At 53.1% G+C, this 18804-nt stretch carries 16 protein-coding genes; 6 read left to right on the top strand and 10 right to left on the bottom strand.

Going from position 1 to position 18804, the window contains the following annotated elements; translation table 11 throughout:
* Position 1: 1 nt before the first annotated feature.
* A complete protein-coding gene (gene gltP, locus E0L21_RS04335) occupies positions 2-1315 on the bottom strand; it encodes a glutamate/aspartate:proton symporter GltP (RefSeq protein WP_017459491.1) in 1314 nt (437 codons plus the stop codon).
* Between the two features lie 684 nt (positions 1316-1999).
* Between gltP and acs the strand changes: the two genes are divergently transcribed.
* The 4 genes from acs (at position 2000) to E0L21_RS04315 (ending at position 7616) form a co-directional block, all read left to right on the top strand.
* On the top strand, positions 2000-3958 hold the full coding sequence (gene acs / locus E0L21_RS04330; RefSeq protein ID WP_131407102.1) for an acetate--CoA ligase: 1959 nt from the start codon (positions 2000-2002) through the stop codon (positions 3956-3958).
* Positions 3959-4207: 249 nt separating this feature from the next.
* On the top strand, positions 4208-4522 hold the full coding sequence (locus E0L21_RS04325; RefSeq protein ID WP_170312050.1) for a DUF485 domain-containing protein: 315 nt from the start codon (positions 4208-4210) through the stop codon (positions 4520-4522).
* Positions 4519-6168: a cation/acetate symporter ActP gene (gene actP, locus E0L21_RS04320; protein ID WP_131407100.1), complete on the top strand. Its 1650-nt coding sequence runs from the start codon at positions 4519-4521 to the stop codon at positions 6166-6168. The genes E0L21_RS04325 and actP overlap by 4 nt, the downstream gene beginning before the upstream one ends.
* Before the next feature lie 152 nt (positions 6169-6320).
* A complete protein-coding gene (locus tag E0L21_RS04315; protein ID WP_131407098.1) occupies positions 6321-7616 on the top strand; it encodes a Gfo/Idh/MocA family protein in 1296 nt (431 codons plus the stop codon).
* Between the two features lie 30 nt (positions 7617-7646).
* Here E0L21_RS04315 and E0L21_RS04310 read toward each other — a convergent pair whose 3' ends face one another.
* Both E0L21_RS04310 and E0L21_RS04305 read right to left on the bottom strand, forming a co-directional pair.
* Positions 7647-8336 carry an LrgB family protein gene (locus E0L21_RS04310; RefSeq protein WP_020456159.1) on the bottom strand — a complete coding sequence of 230 codons (690 nt, stop codon included), beginning with the start codon at positions 8334-8336 and terminating at the stop codon, positions 7647-7649.
* Complete coding sequence (locus E0L21_RS04305) at positions 8329-8739, bottom strand: CidA/LrgA family protein (RefSeq protein WP_131407096.1); 411 nt, start codon at positions 8737-8739, stop codon at positions 8329-8331. The genes E0L21_RS04310 and E0L21_RS04305 overlap by 8 nt, the downstream gene beginning before the upstream one ends.
* 100 nt (positions 8740-8839) lie before the next feature.
* On the opposite strand from E0L21_RS04305, the gene E0L21_RS04300 reads away from it, so the two are divergent.
* Entirely contained in the window at positions 8840-9733 is an 894-nt protein-coding gene (locus E0L21_RS04300; protein ID WP_131407094.1) for a LysR family transcriptional regulator, read from the top strand.
* 48 nt (positions 9734-9781) lie between these two features.
* Here E0L21_RS04300 and E0L21_RS04295 read toward each other — a convergent pair whose 3' ends face one another.
* The 4 genes from E0L21_RS04295 to soxR all read right to left on the bottom strand — a co-directional run bounded on the left by E0L21_RS04295 (position 9782) and on the right by soxR (position 14643).
* Positions 9782-11428: a Na+/H+ antiporter gene (locus tag E0L21_RS04295; RefSeq protein WP_131407092.1), complete on the bottom strand. Its 1647-nt coding sequence runs from the start codon at positions 11426-11428 to the stop codon at positions 9782-9784.
* Between the two features lie 171 nt (positions 11429-11599).
* The gene (gene ghxP, locus E0L21_RS04290) at positions 11600-12949 is read right to left on the bottom strand and encodes a guanine/hypoxanthine transporter GhxP (protein WP_131407090.1); all 1350 of its coding nucleotides are present in this window, start codon (positions 12947-12949) and stop codon (positions 11600-11602) included.
* 299 nt (positions 12950-13248) lie between these two features.
* Positions 13249-13917: a glutathione S-transferase family protein gene (locus tag E0L21_RS04280; RefSeq protein ID WP_131407085.1), complete on the bottom strand. Its 669-nt coding sequence runs from the start codon at positions 13915-13917 to the stop codon at positions 13249-13251.
* Positions 13918-14184: 267 nt separating this feature from the next.
* Positions 14185-14643 (bottom strand): redox-sensitive transcriptional activator SoxR, encoded by a 459-nt coding sequence (gene soxR / locus E0L21_RS04275; RefSeq protein ID WP_131407083.1) that lies wholly within the window; start codon positions 14641-14643, stop codon positions 14185-14187.
* Between the two features lie 81 nt (positions 14644-14724).
* On the opposite strand from soxR, the gene soxS reads away from it, so the two are divergent.
* Positions 14725-15048: a superoxide response transcriptional regulator SoxS gene (gene soxS, locus E0L21_RS04270; RefSeq protein ID WP_131407081.1), complete on the top strand. Its 324-nt coding sequence runs from the start codon at positions 14725-14727 to the stop codon at positions 15046-15048.
* Positions 15049-15055: 7 nt separating this feature from the next.
* Here soxS and E0L21_RS04265 read toward each other — a convergent pair whose 3' ends face one another.
* The 3 genes from E0L21_RS04265 to E0L21_RS24920 form a co-directional block, all read right to left on the bottom strand.
* Complete coding sequence (locus E0L21_RS04265; protein WP_131407078.1) at positions 15056-16627, bottom strand: EAL domain-containing protein; 1572 nt, start codon at positions 16625-16627, stop codon at positions 15056-15058.
* A gap of 342 nt (positions 16628-16969) precedes the next feature.
* A complete protein-coding gene (locus E0L21_RS04260) occupies positions 16970-18373 on the bottom strand; it encodes a GGDEF domain-containing protein (RefSeq protein ID WP_131407076.1) in 1404 nt (467 codons plus the stop codon).
* Positions 18333-18476, bottom strand: coding sequence for a hypothetical protein (locus E0L21_RS24920; RefSeq protein WP_165501871.1), 144 nt, complete (start codon positions 18474-18476; stop codon positions 18333-18335). Before E0L21_RS24920 ends, E0L21_RS04260 begins: the two co-directional genes overlap by 41 nt.
* Positions 18477-18804: the final 328 nt, after the last annotated feature.

The following is an 18804-nucleotide window of genomic DNA, read 5'->3' as shown; positions in this document are numbered from 1 at the left end:
GTTACTGATCGGCTGTTTTATCAAATTTGCCCAACATCTCGCGCTCGTAAGCACGCGCTTTTTTGCGGTCAAATTTGTGTTCCCACTTGGCGATCACCAGCACCGCTAGCGCATTACCCACCACGTTCAGCGCAGTACGCGCCATATCGAGGATACGGTCCACTCCGGCGATAAACGCCAAACCTTCCAGCGGAATTCCCACGCTACCCAGCGTTGCCAGCAGCACCACAAAGGAAACGCCCGGCACACCGGCAATACCTTTCGAGGTGACCATCAGCGTCAGCACCAGGATGATTTCCTGCCACAGCGACAGGTCAATGCCATACAGCTGCGCAATAAAGATTGCCGCAATGCTCTGATACAGCGTCGAACCATCAAGGTTAAAGGAGTAACCGGTCGGCACCACAAAGCTGGTGATCGACGCCGGTGCGCCATAGGCTTCCATCTTCTCGATAATACGCGGCAGCACGCTTTCCGAGCTGGCGGTGGAGTACGCCAGAATCAGCTCATCTTTCAGGATGCGGATCAAAATCCAGATGCTCAGGCCGCACACCCGCGCCACAATCCCCAGCACCACCAGCGCAAAGAACAGAATGGCGAAATAGACCAGGATAACCAGCTTTGCCAGCGGCCACAGCGAGGCAAAACCAAAGTTCGCCACCGTTACCGAGATCAACGCAAACACGCCGACCGGTGCATAGCGCATCACCATATGGGTGACTTTAAACATGGTTTCGGAAATAGAACGGAACACGGTGACCAGCGGTTCGCGGTGCGATGCAGGCAGGGAAGAGAGCCCCAGGCCAAACAGCACCGAGAAGAAGATGATCGGCAGCATATCGCCCTTCGCCATTGACGCGATGATATTGGTCGGCACCAACGATAAAATCGTCCCCATCAGGCCGTGGGCGTGGCTTTGCACATCCGCGGTGGTGCTTTGGTATTTCGAAATATCCACTGTCGCCAGCTGCGACATATCAATTCCCGCGCCCGGCTGGAACACATTCGCCAGCGTGATGCCGAGAATAATCGCCACCGTAGTGATCACTTCGAAATAGATGATGGTCTTCGCGCCGATACGGCCAAGCTGTTTCGCGTCGCCAACGCCTGCAATGCCGACAATCAGTGTTGAGATAACAATTGGCACGACAATCATTTTGATCAAATGGATAAAGATATCGCCCGCCGGAGACAGGAGATTCGCGATCAGCCATTCGCGGCTGTCGCTGTGGTAGTGCAGATAACTACCCAAAAGAATACCCAGCACAAGGGCTAGCAGAATCTGCCAGGCCAGGCTGATTTTCATGTTTTTCATAACTACAGACATCCTCAATGAAGCGCCATTCCAGGTCCGGAACGACCCATACTGAAAGGGTATGATTAGCGTCGCACAGTATTGCGGGGTTTTTTAACGCGCATTATCAGTATCATTTGCAGGGTGTAACGCGCAACCCTATACCGGGAGGGGGTTTGACTGAATTTTTACTCAAAAACCGTCTTTTATTTCAGTTATGATGAATAACTCTTTGTTATGAAAAACTTTTCACTACGACTAAATCCAATATTTACCATTAGAAATTATTACGCATAATTTGTTCATTTGCGCATTTTTTAATCACGAAAAATACCATCCCGACCAATTTTTACCGAAATTTCGTCTGCCTTTCGTGGTTAACGCAGTGAATAATACACAGCACCAACCATTACCAGACTAATAATCGAGTAGTGCATTTTCATAGACTTGCATCAGCCTGCATTTTTACGCCGATAGTAAGCGTAATCGAACTGCCCCATTCCATAACTTGCTGTTATGAAGCGTCTTTCTTTCCGTTCCACCTTTTTGCGTTCTTTCGCGCACCAGCACATTTATTTTGCTCGCTTTTTGCACAATTCATTTAATGCGTGATCTATCGCGCAAATAGTAAACAAAGCTGGCAAAGGCCCTACAATTAACGTTCTTGTGACATATTATTAACATCTTACAAGGAGAGCAATCGCCATGAGCCAAATTCATAAACACGATATTCCCGCCAATATTGCGGAACGTTGCCTGATTAATCCGGAGCAGTATGAGGCCAAATACCAGCAATCGGTAACTGACCCTGACACATTCTGGGGCGAGCAAGGCAAAATCCTCGACTGGATTAAGCCTTATAAGAAGGTGAAAAACACCTCCTTCGCGCCAGGCAATATTTCCATTAAATGGTATGAAGACGGCACGCTGAACCTAGCGGCCAACTGCCTTGACCGCCACCTCGCCGAACGTGGCGATCAAACGGCCATTATTTGGGAAGGTGATGACGCAAGCCAAAGCAAACACATCACCTACCGTGAGTTGCACCGCGATGTCTGCCGTTTTGCCAATGTGCTGGTGTCGCTCGGAATTAAGAAAGGTGATGTGGTCGCCATCTATATGCCGATGGTGCCGGAAGCCGCGGTGGCGATGCTCGCCTGCGCGCGTATTGGCGCGGTGCATTCGGTCATTTTCGGCGGCTTCTCGCCGGAAGCGGTCGCCGGGCGCATCATTGACTCCAGCTCGCGGCTGGTGATCACCGCCGACGAAGGTGTGCGTGCCGGGCGCAATATCCCGCTGAAGAAAAACGTCGATGACGCGCTGAAAAACCCGAACGTCAACAGTGTCGAACATGTCATCGTTTTCAAGCGTACCGGCGGCAAAATCGACTGGCACGAAGGGCGCGATCTCTGGTGGAACGAGCTGACTGATAACGCCAGCGACCAGCACCAGCCGGTTGAAGTGAGCGCAGAAGATCCGCTGTTTATCCTCTATACCTCCGGCTCCACCGGTAAACCGAAAGGCGTGTTGCACACCACTGGCGGTTACCTGGTCTATGCCGCCTCAACCTTTAAATATGTCTTCGATTATCACCAGGATGATGTCTACTGGTGTACCGCCGATGTCGGCTGGGTCACCGGGCACAGCTACCTGCTGTATGGGCCATTGGCCTGCGGTGCTATCACGCTGATGTTTGAAGGTGTACCGAACTGGCCGACCCCGGCGCGCATGAGCCAGGTAGTGGACAAACATAATGTGAATATTCTCTATACCGCGCCAACCGCCATCCGTGCGCTGATGGCCGAAGGGGATAAAGCGATTGATGGCACCAGCCGTGCTTCGCTGCGTATTCTCGGTTCCGTGGGCGAGCCGATTAACCCGGAAGCCTGGGAGTGGTACTGGTCAAAAATCGGCAACGGTAAATGCCCGGTCATGGATACCTGGTGGCAGACGGAAACCGGCGGTTTTATGATCACTCCCCTGCCTGGTGCTACCCAGTTGAAAGCCGGTTCCGCCACGCGCCCGTTCTTCGGCGTGCAGCCTGCGCTGGTGGATAACGAAGGTAACGTGCTTGATGGCGCGACCGAGGGCAATCTGGTGATCACCGACTCCTGGCCGGGTCAGGCGCGTACCTTGTTTGGCGATCATGATCGCTTTGAGCAGACCTATTTCTCCACCTTCAAAAACATGTACTTCAGCGGCGACGGCGCGCGTCGTGACGAAGATGGCTACTACTGGATCACCGGTCGCGTGGATGATGTGCTGAACGTGTCCGGCCACCGTCTGGGGACAGCAGAGATCGAATCGGCGCTGGTGTCGCACCCGAAAATCGCCGAAGCGGCGGTCGTGGGTATTCCACACAACATTAAAGGCCAGGCTATTTACGCTTACGTCACGCTCAACCACGGTGAAGAACCTTCTCCGGAGCTGTACACCGAAGTGCGAAATTGGGTGCGTAAAGAGATTGGCCCGCTGGCAACGCCGGACGTGCTGCACTGGACAGACTCACTGCCGAAAACCCGCTCCGGCAAAATCATGCGCCGTATTCTGCGCAAAATCGCCGCTGGCGATACCAGCAATCTCGGCGATACGTCAACGCTCGCCGATCCTGGCGTAGTGGAAAAACTGCTCGAAGAGAAGCAGGCCATTACCATGCCATCGTAATAATCGTAAAACCCTGCCGGATAGCGGCGCGAAAGCGCCTTCTCCGGCGGGCAAACGCAACCATAACGCTCTCCTTCCAAGGAGAGGAAACAATCACCTCACCCTACAATTCCTAATGGATTTCGTGTTGCAGGAAGGCGGCAAACGCGCACATTCCCAGGCGCAGAGATAGCGATGTGACTGGGGCGGGCACGTGTGGCCAACTCACCGGCAGCGCGCAAGACAACGGGGAGACCTCTGGAGAATTCTGTGATGAATAACATTTATCAACAGATTGAAAACAGTGCGCATTTCAGGGAGTTAGTCGAAAGACGGCAACGGTTTGCCTTTATGCTTTCCATCATCATGCTGATTATCTACGTCGGCTTTATTTTGCTTATCGCGTTTGCCCCGCACTGGCTGGGTACGCCATTACATGCAGGCACCAACGTCACGCGCGGCATTCCGATTGGCATCGGCGTGATTGTGATTTCGTTTGTGCTGACCGGCGTGTACGTCTGGCGGGCAAACGGCGAGTTTGATCGTCTGACAAAAGCGGTTCTGAGCGAGGTAAAAGCATCATGAAGAGAGTCCTGACGGCGCTAGCCGCCACACTTCCCTTTACGGCTCACGCCGCCGATGCCATCACCGGCGAGGTACAACGCCAGCCGACCAACTGGCAGGCGATCATTATGTTCGTCATTTTCGTGGCGCTGACCTTATACATTACGTACTGGGCATCCAAACGGGTGCGTTCGCGCAACGATTACTACACCGCGGGCGGCAATATCACCGGTTTTCAGAATGGGCTGGCAATAGCCGGTGACTTTATGTCAGCGGCCTCGTTCCTCGGTATCTCCGCGCTGGTATATACCTCCGGCTACGACGGCCTGATCTATTCGCTCGGCTTTCTCGTCGGCTGGCCGATCATCCTGTTTTTGATCGCCGAACGCTTGCGTAACCTGGGGCGTTACACCTTTGCCGATGTGGCCTCTTATCGCCTGAAACAAGGCCCCATCCGCACCCTTTCCGCCTGCGGTTCGCTGGTGGTTGTCGCGCTGTATTTGATTGCGCAGATGGTCGGCGCGGGCAAGTTGATTGAGCTGCTGTTTGGCCTGAATTACCACGTCGCGGTAGTGCTGGTTGGCGTGCTAATGGTGCTGTATGTGCTGTTTGGCGGCATGCTCGCCACCACCTGGGTACAGATCATCAAAGCAGTGCTGCTGCTGTTCGGCGCAAGCTTTATGGCCTTTATGGTTATGAAACATGTTGGTTTCAGCTTCAATAACCTGTTCACGGAAGCGATGGCTGTCCATCCGAAAGGCGCGGCCATCATGAGCCCTGGCGGGCTGGTAAAAGACCCGATATCGGCCCTTTCGCTCGGCCTTGGGTTGATGTTCGGCACTGCCGGTTTGCCGCATATTCTGATGCGTTTCTTTACCGTCAGCGACGCGCGTGAAGCGCGTAAAAGCGTGTTATATGCCACCGGGTTTATGGGTTATTTCTACATTCTGACCTTTATTATCGGTTTCGGCGCCATCATGCTGGTGGGCGCAAACCCGGCGTTTAAAGACGCGGCGGGCGTGCTGATTGGCGGCAACAATATGGCGGCGGTGCACCTGGCTGATGCGGTCGGTGGCAACCTGTTCTTAGGCTTTATCTCCGCTGTGGCGTTCGCCACCATTCTGGCGGTGGTCGCCGGGTTAACGCTGGCGGGTGCCTCTGCGGTTTCCCACGATCTCTACGCCAACGTGATCCGCAAAGGCGCGACCGAACGCCAGGAACTGAAAGTGTCGAAAATCACCGTGTTGATACTGGGGATTGTCGCCATTCTGCTGGGCATCCTGTTCGAAAAACAGAACATCGCCTTTATGGTTGGGCTGGCATTCTCGATTGCCGCCAGCTGTAACTTCCCGATTATTCTGCTCTCCATGTACTGGTCGAAGCTGACCACGCGCGGCGCAATGATCGGCGGCTGGCTGGGTCTGTTAACGGCGGTTATCCTGATGATCCTCGGCCCAACAATTTGGGTGCAGATCCTCGGTCACGCCGCACCCGTGTTCCCGTATGAGTACCCGGCGCTGTTCTCTATTGCCGTGGCGTTTATCGGCATCTGGTTCTTCTCCGCCACCGATAACACCGAAGCCGGCAAACTGGAGCGCGAACAGTTCCGTGCGCAGTTTATTCGTTCGCAAACCGGGATCGGTATCGAGCAAGGCCGCGCCCATTAATCTTTTTACCCCGGTCAGTAATGGCCGGGGATCACACTTTCCCGCCTTTTCTCTACCCCTCTTACGCCAGCGCGCTACAGTACCCTCAGCTTATTGAAACAACGTTTTTAATACATCAGCACGTTAATTCATTTATGACTGAAGAGGCTGTGATGAAAAAATATGCTTTAGTGGGAACTGGCGGGCGCGCCGGGCTGTACATTTCCGCCATCGGCGGGCAGTGGAAAGAGAATGCCCGCATGGTGGCGTTTTGCGACAGTAACCAGACGCGCATGGATTACGCCAATCAGCTATTACAAAACGAAGACGCACCGCCCGTTTCCACCTGGAAAGCGGCGCAGTTTGACGCGATGATCCACGAAACCCGACCAGACATTGTTATCGTCACCACCATGGACAGAACCCATGACGACTACATTGTGCGCGCGTTGCACGCGGGCTGCGATGTGATCACCGAAAAGCCCATGACCATTGACGAACAGCGCGCGCTGCGCATCCTCGATGCCATTGAGCAGACCGGGAAAACGGTGCGTGTGGCGTTTAATTACCGCTACGCGCCGCACCACAGTAAAGTGCGTGAATTGCTGATGAACAACACCATTGGCGATGTCTATTCGGTGCATTTCGAGTGGCTACTGAACACTGAACACGGCGCCGATTATTTCCGCCGCTGGCACCGGGAAAAGCGCAACAGCGGCGGGCTGCTGGTGCATAAATCGACCCACCATTTCGACCTGATGAACTTCTGGCTCAACAGCTACCCACAGCGGGTTTATGCCGAAGGCGGGCTGCGTTTTTACGGTAAAGAGAACGCCGAAAAACGCGGCGTCACGCAGTTTTATCCACGCACACACGGCTATGCCGCTGCTCACGATGATCCTTTCGCGCTGCACATGGCGGACAACCCGCAGTTAAAAGCGCTCTATCTCGACGCGGAACATGAAGATAACTACTGGCGCGACCAGAGCGTGTTCAGCGACGGCATCACCATTGAAGATACGTTGTCGGTGCTGGTGAAATACCAGAACCAGTGCCAGTTGAGCTATTCACTGAATACCTACTTGCCGTGGGAAGGGTTAAACGTGGTATTTAACGGCAGCCAGGGACGGCTGGAGATGAAAATCGTCGAGAAATCCTATGTGAACGCCGGTGGCGAACGCGCTAATGAAGGCAGCCTTGAATCCTGCGACATTACCGTGTTCCCGATGTTTGCCGAACCGTGGAAAGCCGCCTTCACCCTTGGCGAAGGCGGTCACGGCGGCGGCGATAACGCCATGCTGGCAGACTTGTTTGGTACGCCAGGCAATGACCCGCTAAAACGCGCCGCCGATCACCGCGCAGGCGCGATGTCGATCCTGACCGGCATTGCCGGGAACATGTCGATGCAGCAGCAACGCCCGGTTAACTTTAACGAGTTCGAACTGGTTGCAAGGCTGAAAAAGCACTGACCTTCCGGCTCCCTGTTGCAAGGCGGGGAGCTAAAACATCACGCTGGCGATCAAGGGCGCAGCCAACACCATTAACACGCCGGAAAGCATCATCACCAGGCTTGCGACTACACCCTCCTGCTGGCCCAGCTCGTAAGAACGTGCGGTGCCCGCGCCGTGCGAAGCCGCGCCAAAACCCGCGCCTTTCGCCACACCTTCACGAATTGATAAACGCAGAAACAGCACATCGCCAACCGCCATGCCAAACACGCCGGTGACTACCACAAACAACGCTACCAGATCCGGCTGGCCACCTATTGGCCCGGCGGCCGCCAGCGCAAAAGGTGTGGTGATTGAACGCACCGCGAGGCTGCGCTGGATCTCATCCGGCAGCGTAAACAGGCGCGCCAGCCAGACCGAGCTGGTCACCGCCACCACCGAAGCAGTGATTACGCCCGCCGAAAGCGACATCCAGTGGCGGCGAATAATCGCCAGGTTGTCATACACCGGCACGGCGAAGGCGATGGTTGCGGGCCCCAACAGCCACATCAGCCAGTGGGATTCCCCGATGTAGTCCTGCCAGGAGATATGACCGAACACCAGCATTAACACCAACAGCAGCGGCGTGAATACCAGCGGCATCAGCGGCAATTTTCGAAAACGGCGGTAGAGGCGTTTATTAAGGAAATAACACACCAGCGTCATCGCCAGGCACAGCAGGCTTAAGGCGAAATCACTCATTTTTCAGCCTGCTGAGTTCAAAGCGGTAGACTTTATCCACCACCCAGGCGGTGGCACCAAGCACCAACAGCGTGCTCAAACCGATCACCATAAAAATGCGCCAGCCTTCCACCATCAACAGTTGTGCGTAATTAACCACGGCGACCACCGCAGGCACAAAGAACAGCAGCATTTCCGCCAGCAGCCAGTGCGCACCGGCGCGCACCCAATTCAGCGGGATCACCCGGCAAAGTATTAACCCCAGCAGCAGTATCATGCCCACCAGATTGGCGGGGAGCGGCAAATGCAGCCACTGAACCAGGTATTGCGCAAAGATAAACAGCCCGGCATAGAGCAACACCTGAACCGGAACCTGTAAACGACGCACAAGGGCAGGCGTAACACGGCTTAACGCCACGTCCATAACGATTTTCCATCAAATAAGCAGGCGGCCAGTATAGAGAGCCCCAATGCACTACTGAAATGAATTAAACTCATCGCATACATAGTTCTAAGGAATAATTATGGACATCAGAACGCTGCGCTATTTCGTGGAGGTGGTGCGTCAGCAAAGTTTCACCCGCGCGGCGGAGCGCCTGTTCGTGACGCAACCGACCATCAGTAAGATGCTGAAAAATCTCGAGGATGAGCTGAACTGCACACTACTTATTCGTGACGGGCGCAAACTCTTACTCACCGATACCGGGCGCGTGGTTTATGAACGCGGCATCGCGATCCTCGCGGAGTTTCGCCAGTTAGAAACCGAACTTGGCGACATCAACCACCTGAACAAAGGGATTTTGCGCCTCGGCATTCCGCCGATGGTCGGCATGCTGATGGCCGGGCCAATCAACCTCTTCAGCCAGCGCTACCCCGGTGTAGAGCTGAAAATTGCTGAATTTGGCGGTCTGACCGTACAGCAGGCGGTGAGCAATGGCGAACTGGATGTGGCGATGACGGCGCTGCCAGTCGAGGAAGAGAGTGGCCTGGCTACGTTGCCGCTGTTCAGCCATGCGATGTGCGTGCTGGTGCCGCGCTCCGGCAGTTGGCTCGAACACGACGTCGTCACGCCGGAAGAGCTCGCCGAACATCCGCTGCTGATCTACAACGAAGATTTCGCCCTGAGCCGCCAGTTGATGTTGCTGTTTCAACAGCATGGCGTGAAGCCGCGTATCGCCGTGCGCAGCGGCCAGTGGGATTTTCTCGCCGCCATGGTGCAAGCGGGCGTGGGCATTGCCATTCTGCCGGAACCGGTCTGCCAGCGGCTGGATAAACAGACGTTGCGCTGGCTCCCGCTACAGAGCGACTTGCGCTGGGAACTGGGGATGATTTGGCGCGAAGGCGTTTACCTTTCGCGCAGTGCGCAGGCGTGGCTGCAATGTTGTAAAGGATTCTGGCTGGATGAGAAAAGCGAGTAGTGGATGAATCAGGCCGGACAGCGCATAAACGGCTGCCCGGCGCAGGGCTTACTTATTCTCTAACAGTAGCGCTTCCAGCAGGTCGAGATCGTGCAGCAATTTTTGCAGCGTCTCGTTACTGATCTGTCGGGTTGCGCGCAGATGGTAAAGCTCGGCGCGCTCTGAGCGCAGCGCCGCCAGGCGAAAGCGGCGTTCCAGATTCTCTTCCTGCAGCGAACTCTCAACGTTATTGCGCCCGTCGGCGCGACGTCGCAGGTTCCCAATCACCCGCGAACTCACTTCCGTAAGTAACTGGTTATCGATGTTCTCTTCGGTGTCAGCCGCCAGGCGTTCTTCCATCTTCTGAATCGCCACAATCGCCACATCCGCGGTTGCCGCGCGCGCCATCCGTTCCTCTTTGTACTGCTGCGCGTGGTCGCGCACTTCAACATGCTGCAACAGCGCGGGCAGTGCGATAACGCCAACAAACAGCGAGAACAGAATCACCCCGGCGGCGAGGAACACCAGTTCATAGCGCGCCGGAAAGACATCGCCACTCGGCAACAACAACGGAATGGAGAGCACACCGGCAAGCGTTATCGCCCCGCGCACCCCGGCAAAGGTAGCAATCAGCAGCTCGCGGTCGCTCCACGAAGCAAACTCCATCGGTTTTTTTACCAGGAAGCGCCTGCTGAATCTCTTCATCGTCCACAGCCAGCCGAAACGTACCAGCATCAGCGCCACGTAAATCAGCACGATATCGGTAAATAACATCCAGGTTTCGACGTTCGGATCGGCTTCTGCCGCCACCAGCGAAGACTCCAGAATGCCCGGCAACTGCAAGCCTAATAGCAAGAACACCATGCCGTTAAAGACGAACTCCAGCATCGCCCAGGTACTGTTGGCGCGCAGACGCATTGCCAGCGGCGCAGAGCGCATCACGCCGGAACGGGTGATAGTCATCCCCGCAGCGACCGCCGCAAGGATGCCGGAAAAGCCGATATGTTCCGCAATCAAATAGGAGGCGAACGGCAGCAGAAACAGCAGAACGATTTGCGTTGCCGGTTCATCACCGCCCCAACGGCTGAGAAAACGCAGCGAGCGACCATACAGCCAGCTCACCACAAATCCGGCCAGCAGACCGCCGATTGCCACTTTGAAAAACTCAAGCGTCGCGCCACCCACGGTGAACACCATGGTGCCCATCACCACCGCCACGGCGAATTTCAGCGACACCAGGCCCGAGGCGTCATTCATCAGCGCCTCGCCCTGTAAAATACCCATGATTTTCTTCGGAATACGCCCTTCTCCGACAATGCCGGAAAGCGCTACTGCATCGGTTGGCGACAGCACCGCCGCCAGCGCAAAGGCGGGCACCAGCGGAATGCCAGGCACCATCCAGTAAATTAAGAAGCCGATCCCGACCACGGTGACCACCACCAGCGCCAGTGCCAGGCCAAAGATTTCGCGGCCATGCTCGAGGAACTCGCGCGTGGGTGTTTTCCAGCCGTCGGCAAACAACAGCGGCGGAATAAACAGAACCAGGAACAGTTCCGGGTCGAATTCCACATGCAGGCCAAAGGTGGGAAAGGCCAGTAGCGCGCCGATGGCGATTTGCATCAGCGGAAGCGGGATTTGAAATGGAAGAACACGAGTCACTACGCCAGAAAGCGAGACGACAAGGGTCATGATGAGAATGGTAAAAAATATTTCCATGCGTTCCCTGTTTGCGATGTGTTGTTATAAAGGCCTCAGACCTTGATGCCAGAGCCTTCAGCTTAACGCAAAGAAACCGGGCTGTGGGCAAAAAAATGGGCAACCGAAGTCGCCCATTGTGTAAAGATTTACGCTCAACGTCCTCTGCCCACAGGAAGAGGAAAAGCGATGTTAGATTGCCCAGCCGCCCGCATAGAAAGCCACCAGCGCGATGGCAATCACCACGGTGCCGATGTTCAGTTTGCGCCACTCACCGGATACCACGCGGCCAATCACCAGCGAAGCAAAACCGATCATGATGCCGGTTACAATGTTGCAGGTCAGCACGATAAACACGGCAGTAATCAGGCCCGCCATCGCATCGACGAAGTCGGCAAAATCGATTTTCGCCACATTGCTCAGCATCAGCAGACCAACGTACATCAGCGCCGGTGCCGTTGCGTAGGCCGGAACCAGGTAAGAGAGCGGCGAGAGGAACAGGATCAGCAGGAACAGCACGCCCACGGTGATCGCCGTCAGACCGGTTTTACCACCTGCTGCCGTACCCGCCGCAGATTCGATATACACCGCCGCGGGTGCCGCACCAACTAAACCGGAGAAGACGCTGCTCAGGGAGTCGGTGGTCAGCGCTTTGCCGCCATCGATAATCTGGCCATCTTTACCCAGCAAGTTTGCCTGGCCCGCCACTGCACGGATGGTGCCGGTGGCGTCAAATACCGCCGTCATCACCAGCGCCAGCACGCTTGGCAGCACCACCGGATTCAGCGCGCCCATGATATCGAGGCTGCCGATCAGCGAGTTGCCTTTGTCATCGCTCAGCGACGGCATGGCGAAGATGCCAGAAAAATGCACGCTCGGATCGAAAATCAGACCCACAATCGACACGCCAATAATCGTCAGCAGAATGCCACCCGGTACTTTCAGTTTTTCCAGGCCGATAATCACCGCCAGACCAATCAGCGACATGATCACCGGGAAGCTGGCAAAGTGGCCAAGCGTAACCGGCAGGCCATCCAGCGGGTTCTTGATAACCAGGCCCACGCCGTTAGCGGCGATCAACAGCAGAAACAGGCCGATACCAATACCGGTGCCGTGCGCAACGCCCTGCGGCAGGTTGCGCAGGATCCAGCTACGAATGCCGGTGGCAGAGATAACGGTAAACAGCACCCCCATCAGGAACACCGCGCCAAGCGCGACCGGTACGCTGATATGTTGACCCAGCACCAGGCTGAACGCGGTAAAGGCGGTCAGAGAGATCGCGCAACCGATAGCCAGCGGCAGATTCGCCCACAGGCCCATCACGATGGAACCAACACCGGCTACCAGGCAGGTGGCGACAAACACCGCAGCCGGTGGGAAACCGGCTTTACCCAGCATGCCAGGGACGACGATGACCGAGTAGACCATCGCCAGGAACGTGGTTAAACCGGCAACGATTTCCTGACGAACAGTGCTGCCACGGGCAGAAATTTTAAACAGTGCGTCAAGCGAACCGCCGGTACGCGCAGAAGGCGTAGACATAGAAACATCCCCTGAGAATTTTATTGTGCGTTGGTATGCGTGGTGGACAGTCCACTGCCGGTTAAACGTCATCTCCCTGTGCTGCGTTGTGACAAGGGGCCACAAAAAAGCAAACGTTTAACTCCGCGCATACAACGGTTGGTCAAAAAAAGGCAAACGATTATCCAGCGTTTATATGGCGCTTTTCAACTGAACTTTGCCGCTTTTTGCGAAATTTCGCGCGAAGCGGCGAAGAAGTGCCCGGCTGATGCGCAAACGTTATCGTCGGTGCGCAACTTTGCAACATTTGCCGATCGTTTTTAGCCGCCTGGCAGAGCAAATGGTCCACCCTGTACAATGGCTCGCTGCCAGGCCGGACGCATCTCTACCCGTTTTTTCCATGCGCGCAAATTGGGCAAATCATCCACGCCACCGCGCGACAGCAGCGCGAACACCGGGAAACTCATCTGAATATCCGCCATGCTCAGTTGGTTTCCTACAAACCAGCTATGCTGCGCCAGTTCGCCCTCGATAAAGCGCGCATGGTTTTCAATTTGCTGTTTCAGGAACGCTTTATCGACACCCTGAGCGAGGAGTTTGCCAATGCTGCGAATCCCGAATGGTACCGGAGGTTTACCCAGGCTATTCATCACCAGTTTCATTAATAGCAATGGCATCAACGAACCTTCGGCATAGTGCAGCCAGAAGCGGTAATCCAGCTTCTGCTTTGTCTCCTGCGGTTTAAAGCGCTGCTGTAGATCGTAGGTTTCCTGCAAATATTCGAGGATCGCCCCAGATTCAGCGAGGATCAGTCCGTTATCTTCCACCACGGGCGATTTACCGAGCGGGTGCACTTTTTTCAGAGATTCTGGCGCCAGCATCGATTTTTCTCGCTGATAACGGACAATTTGGTACGGCACGCCCAGTTCTTCTAACGCCCAGAGCACGCGCTGGGATCGCGACTGATTAAGGTGATGCACCGTAAGCATGGTTTTCTCCAGAGGATTTATACAAATTAACTATAGAAAACCCACACTTATACAGGCGAAAAAAAAGACAAAAATAATTGCTCAAAAAAGTAGCAATTATGCGACCGTGGCCTACACTAAAAGTGTCAGCACAACCCGGAACCTCCAACATACTGAGGGGTGCTGGTGTCGGGGGAAACCCTCCCGTAACAGAGCGGGATAGAGTGAAAGACAAAGACCGGAAAACGACTAAAGCGCCCCAACGGGCGCTTTAGTTTTTTGTACGTTTCAATCGTCTTCCAGCAAGCGCGCACCGGTGCCCTGCTGCCCAAGTTGGTCACCAGGGTTACGCAGCGGACAATCACTGCGCGACAAACACCCGCAGCCAATGCAGCCATCCAGCTCATCACGTAATGCCACCAGCGTATGGATGCGCCTGTCCAGCTCTTCGCGCCACTGTGATGACAACTGTTTCCACTCTTTCTTGCTTAGTGTATGCCCTTCCGGCAGCACACCAAACGCGTCGCCGATAGTCGCCAACGGAATACCAATCCGCTGGGCAATCTTAATGATCGCCACATAGCGCAGCACATCACGCGTATAGCGCCGTTGATTGCCGGTGTTGCGGATACTTTTGATTAAGCCTTTGCTCTCATAAAAGTGCAGCGCAGAGACGGCAACTCCGCTGCGCTTCGCCACTTCACCAGGGCTGAGTAAGGCTTTAATACGTGGCGTTTTCTTTTCCATAAAACCTCTTTACCTCAAGTTAACTTGAGGAATTATACTCGCTCCCAGACAAAACGACGAATCGGGAAATGAGGAAGCCATATGTCCCATCAGCAAATTATTCAGACACTTATTGAATGGATTGATGAACATATCGACCAACCAATGAACATTGATGTAGTCGCCAGAAAATCAGGTTATTCAAAGTGGTATTTACAGAGGATGTTCCGCACGGTCATGCGTCAAACGCTGGGTGACTATATTCGCCAGCGCCGTTTAGTGCTGGCAGCGGAAGCGCTGCGAACAACGCAGCGGCCTATTTTTGATATTGCGATGGATTTGGGATATGTCTCACAACAGACGTTTTCACGCGTCTTTCGCCGGGAGTTTGATCGCACACCCAGCGATTACCGACATCATGCCTGATGGACGATTACTTTAACGAAGGCGGCTGCTGTACCCAGCGTTTAAATTCCTGCGACGGCAGCGCCTTTGCAAAGTGCCAACCCTGACAGAACTGTACGCCGCGCTTTAACAGCCACGTGACCTGCTCCGCCGTCTCGACCCCTTCCGCAATAATCTTCAGACGCAGGCTCTGCGCCATCTCAATAATATGTTCCGCAATCAGATGGCTGGTGCTGTTGGTCGTCAGCGTATCAATAAAAGATTTGTCGATTTTCAGGATATCGACATTCAGCGAGTAAAGGTTGTGCAAATTCGAATAACCGGTACCGAAATCATCAATCGCCACTTCGTAACCCGCCTGGCGAAACGCCTGAATAACCGGCGTGGTTTTCGGGACATCAATAAACCCACGCTCGGTCACTTCAATCTTAATCTGCTCAGCGCGCACCGCATGCATCTTGGCTTTATTGGCAATCAATGAAATCAGGCGCGACGAGTGAAAATCAGCGGCAGAGAGATTAATCGAGATATAAAGGTGCGGCATCACTGCCAGGAAATCGCCCAAATCGCTGAACAATTCGTCGACGACATAATCGGTAATCCGCTCAATCATGCCCTCTTTTTCTGCCAGCGGAATAAACTCCGCCGGGCTCATGACCGGCCCATTAAACCCAGGCCAGCGCAATAACGCTTCCGCGCCAACGCAGGTGCCATTTTTGATATCGATAATAGGTTGGTAATGAAGGCGAAGCTGGCGTCGGATTAACGCCCGGTGGAGCATACGGCGTGGAGAGTTAAACTCCTGCCGTGTTCGCGACAATATTAATAGCAGAATAACGCTGCCAATCACGCCCAGCGGCAGCGTTAATGTGACCTGGTGGTAAAAAGATTGAAAATAGCGGTTGCTGGAAGTCGAAACAATAATCGCTGTCGGACGATTCTCCGAATGCACAATGGTATAAAAGCGCTGATCCTGCTGGAACGTTAAATCGTCGTTGCGTAACAACGTAGCTAACTTATCAAGATGCGCATTCTGGCTGACGGAAAAAAACTGACGCGTAACGGTATCGTAAATACCGTAAGCCAGATCAGTATTGTCTGATGCCACATCGCTGTAAGTGAGCGGATTAACGACCGCCACATAATTTCCGCGCTGCATGTACACCATCTTGTAGCCTGCGTAAAAAGGCGTATCGCGAAAATAATAAATAGCAATATCGGGCGCGGGTTTATAATCCGCTGGTGAAATAGTATACGATTGCGTGGGCGTTATTACGCTCGAACATAAAAAGTGATCGCCACGGGCATAAATTAAATCCGAAACATACATGCTGCCGCGCACGATATTGAGCATGGCCGCGCGGTGTTCCGGTGCGCAAATTTGCCCGTGATAATTTTCCGCCGCACTGCGAACCGTATCCACTTGTTGGATAACGCGCTCCGTTTTATTTAGTGCTAATTGGGCGAACGATCGAAGTTGTGTACTTGTTTCATTAACCGCACGGATATGCGCAAACCATAGCGATAGCACCAGCGGTAGAAGTACTACCGTGATGATCCCGACGACGCTGAGTATCTTGCGACGCACGCTATGATTCATGTCCGCCTATATCCATGCATTTAAAGTGCCTTTTTAATGTTTGGCAGGATGCTTTGATAAACAGGTGATTACGTTGCATGAATCAAACGACATTAGCAACTGACTTTTCTAATTAAAAACCTAATATTTGGTTATGACCAGAATACGCGACCATAAAGCAAACTCAGAGTGTGTCCAATGTTTATATTAAGGAAAATATTAATCCATTCGTGTAGGGGTGTTTTAACTTAATACAACAGAGTATCGCTGATTAAGCCAAACTGGCCGCAGGATAAAAAAAAGGCGAGCCATCCGGGTATTTTTTCATCTGCCGATAGCAGGCCTTCATCATCTCTTCTTTATTTATAAAAAAGCGTCAACCACCACGGTTTTACTGCGTCCTGCGCGTTTAGCATCGTACAAAGCGTTATCTGCAAGCGTAAGTAAAACTGAAGTATCTCTCTCTTCACCCGTGACGAATACTAAACCAGCGCTAAAGGATAAGGCTATCTTTTCACCATTGCTAAACAATGGATTTCGCGCCAATGAAGCGCGAACCTTTTGGCTAAAACGCAGCGCCATTTTACTGAGGGTATGCGGCATTAAAATCAGAAATTCCTCACCGCCCAAACGACCAAAAATATACGATGGATCGCAATGTTCGCGGATCTGATCGCAAAAGTGGATCAATGCAGCGTCACCCGTTAAATGCCCCCAGCGATCGTTGATGCTTTTAAAATAATCCAGATCCAGCATCAGCAGGCTGAAGTGGCTACGCGGCTCGTCTGGCCGACATTCCACCAGCGCCTCTTTCAGCTTACGCAGCATGGAAAAACGATTATAGCAGCCGGTCAGATCGTCAATGGTGGCTTTCATTTCCAGTTGCCGTTCTGCTTTTTTGCGCTCGGTAATATCAAGGCCAATGCTGAGGACAGAGTGATCCGGCAGTTGAATATTCGACCAGAGTACAGTCAGCACCTGGCCATCGCGGCGTACCGGGTGCCATTCGTGCATGTCGACGGCCGGAGATGTATTAACCGAAGCGCGAACTTTTTGTCGAACTTCGGGGTCAGGGAAAAATAACGCTAATGGATCGGTCTGCTGATTGAGTTCATTGATGCTCCAGCCGAATAAGCGTTCGCACTCACCGTTCCATAATACGCAGCGGTTGCTTTTATCAAAAGAGTTCATCAAAACCGGGGCGCGTTCAAATAAAGCTTTATATTGCGTCACAATGCGCTGCATCTCTTTTGCCGTGCGTTCTCTGGTGACAATTTCAGCAAGATAATTTTTTAGTTTCTCGACCAAGACAATAACGACATTCTTCACAATGGATAAAGAGTTCAAGGGCTGAGAAAATGCCAAAAAGAAAAAACCTTCAAGACCCGATTCTTTATAGTTTAATTTACAAAGAATACCGCTACTTAATTTTCTGGCTGCAATTTCATGATGCGGGAATAATAAATTTCCGGCATGCCGTCGCCAGCAAATGACTCGCCAGGCACGTTGATTCCGTTGCAGTTGAGACTGCTCAAGAAAGGTTTGAACATCCTGCAACGTGCAGCCAGGTGCACCTGCACTGACGAACTGCCACGCGTCATCCTGCCGGATAACCACCCACGCAAGCGTGGATCCAAGTGCTGCATTGATTGCGCGTAATATCTCTTCCATTGAACGTTGCGCGGTGAGCCAGGGCATCAGCCTGGCCAGAACCGACAACGCCGCATCAGCGTCCCCAGGAGGCACGGCGGAATTTTCTATTTTCATATTTTTTCATTCGCAGGTTATAAGACGCAAAACCAGCTTTAAATGATGTCATCAGGAAAAAAGAAGAGGCGGCCATCAATTCAGTCAGCGCAACTGCACGCACAAATATCTTCCTCACGCATAAAGAACGTGATGAAAAAGAATATATCAATAAAGATCAAAACCCTGAATCATCATTCACAGGCTAATAAGATTAGCCTCAAAAGCATAATATATGCAACACAAACTGTAAACGTTGTGGCAATTAGGATGCTAAATATCACTCAAATGTATTAGGTTGCGAAAACGTTAATTCCCGCGAACTAATAAATATATTGGCGATATATTTTCGAACAAAATAGCGCCAATACTGTGCAAAAAGCACGTTTTTTGCACTGGCGAATAAATCAACAAATGTGATATAGTTCACACATTACTGAAACGGAAAACGC

Source organism: Kosakonia quasisacchari (genome assembly GCF_004331415.1).
Taxonomy (GTDB): Bacteria; Pseudomonadota; Gammaproteobacteria; order Enterobacterales; family Enterobacteriaceae; genus Kosakonia; species Kosakonia quasisacchari.
This window is presented reverse-complemented; position numbering and strand designations above follow the sequence as displayed.

Coding starts and splice junctions, on each gene's coding strand:
- actP (WP_131407100.1), top strand. CDS start 4,519: ATGAAGAGAGTCCTGACGGCGCTAGCCGCCACACTTCCCTTTACGGCT.
- E0L21_RS04265 (WP_131407078.1), bottom strand. CDS start 16,627: ATGAATCATAGCGTGCGTCGCAAGATACTCAGCGTCGTCGGGATCATC.
- soxS (WP_131407081.1), top strand. CDS start 14,725: ATGTCCCATCAGCAAATTATTCAGACACTTATTGAATGGATTGATGAA.
- E0L21_RS04310 (WP_020456159.1), bottom strand. CDS start 8,336: ATGAGTGATTTCGCCTTAAGCCTGCTGTGCCTGGCGATGACGCTGGTG.
- E0L21_RS04260 (WP_131407076.1), bottom strand. CDS start 18,373: ATGAAAATAGAAAATTCCGCCGTGCCTCCTGGGGACGCTGATGCGGCG.
- E0L21_RS04315 (WP_131407098.1), top strand. CDS start 6,321: ATGAAAAAATATGCTTTAGTGGGAACTGGCGGGCGCGCCGGGCTGTAC.
- E0L21_RS04280 (WP_131407085.1), bottom strand. CDS start 13,917: ATGCTTACGGTGCATCACCTTAATCAGTCGCGATCCCAGCGCGTGCTC.
- ghxP (WP_131407090.1), bottom strand. CDS start 12,949: ATGTCTACGCCTTCTGCGCGTACCGGCGGTTCGCTTGACGCACTGTTT.
- E0L21_RS04295 (WP_131407092.1), bottom strand. CDS start 11,428: ATGGAAATATTTTTTACCATTCTCATCATGACCCTTGTCGTCTCGCTT.
- soxR (WP_131407083.1), bottom strand. CDS start 14,643: ATGGAAAAGAAAACGCCACGTATTAAAGCCTTACTCAGCCCTGGTGAA.
- E0L21_RS04300 (WP_131407094.1), top strand. CDS start 8,840: ATGGACATCAGAACGCTGCGCTATTTCGTGGAGGTGGTGCGTCAGCAA.
- acs (WP_131407102.1), top strand. CDS start 2,000: ATGAGCCAAATTCATAAACACGATATTCCCGCCAATATTGCGGAACGT.
- gltP (WP_017459491.1), bottom strand. CDS start 1,315: ATGAAAAACATGAAAATCAGCCTGGCCTGGCAGATTCTGCTAGCCCTT.
- E0L21_RS04305 (WP_131407096.1), bottom strand. CDS start 8,739: ATGGACGTGGCGTTAAGCCGTGTTACGCCTGCCCTTGTGCGTCGTTTA.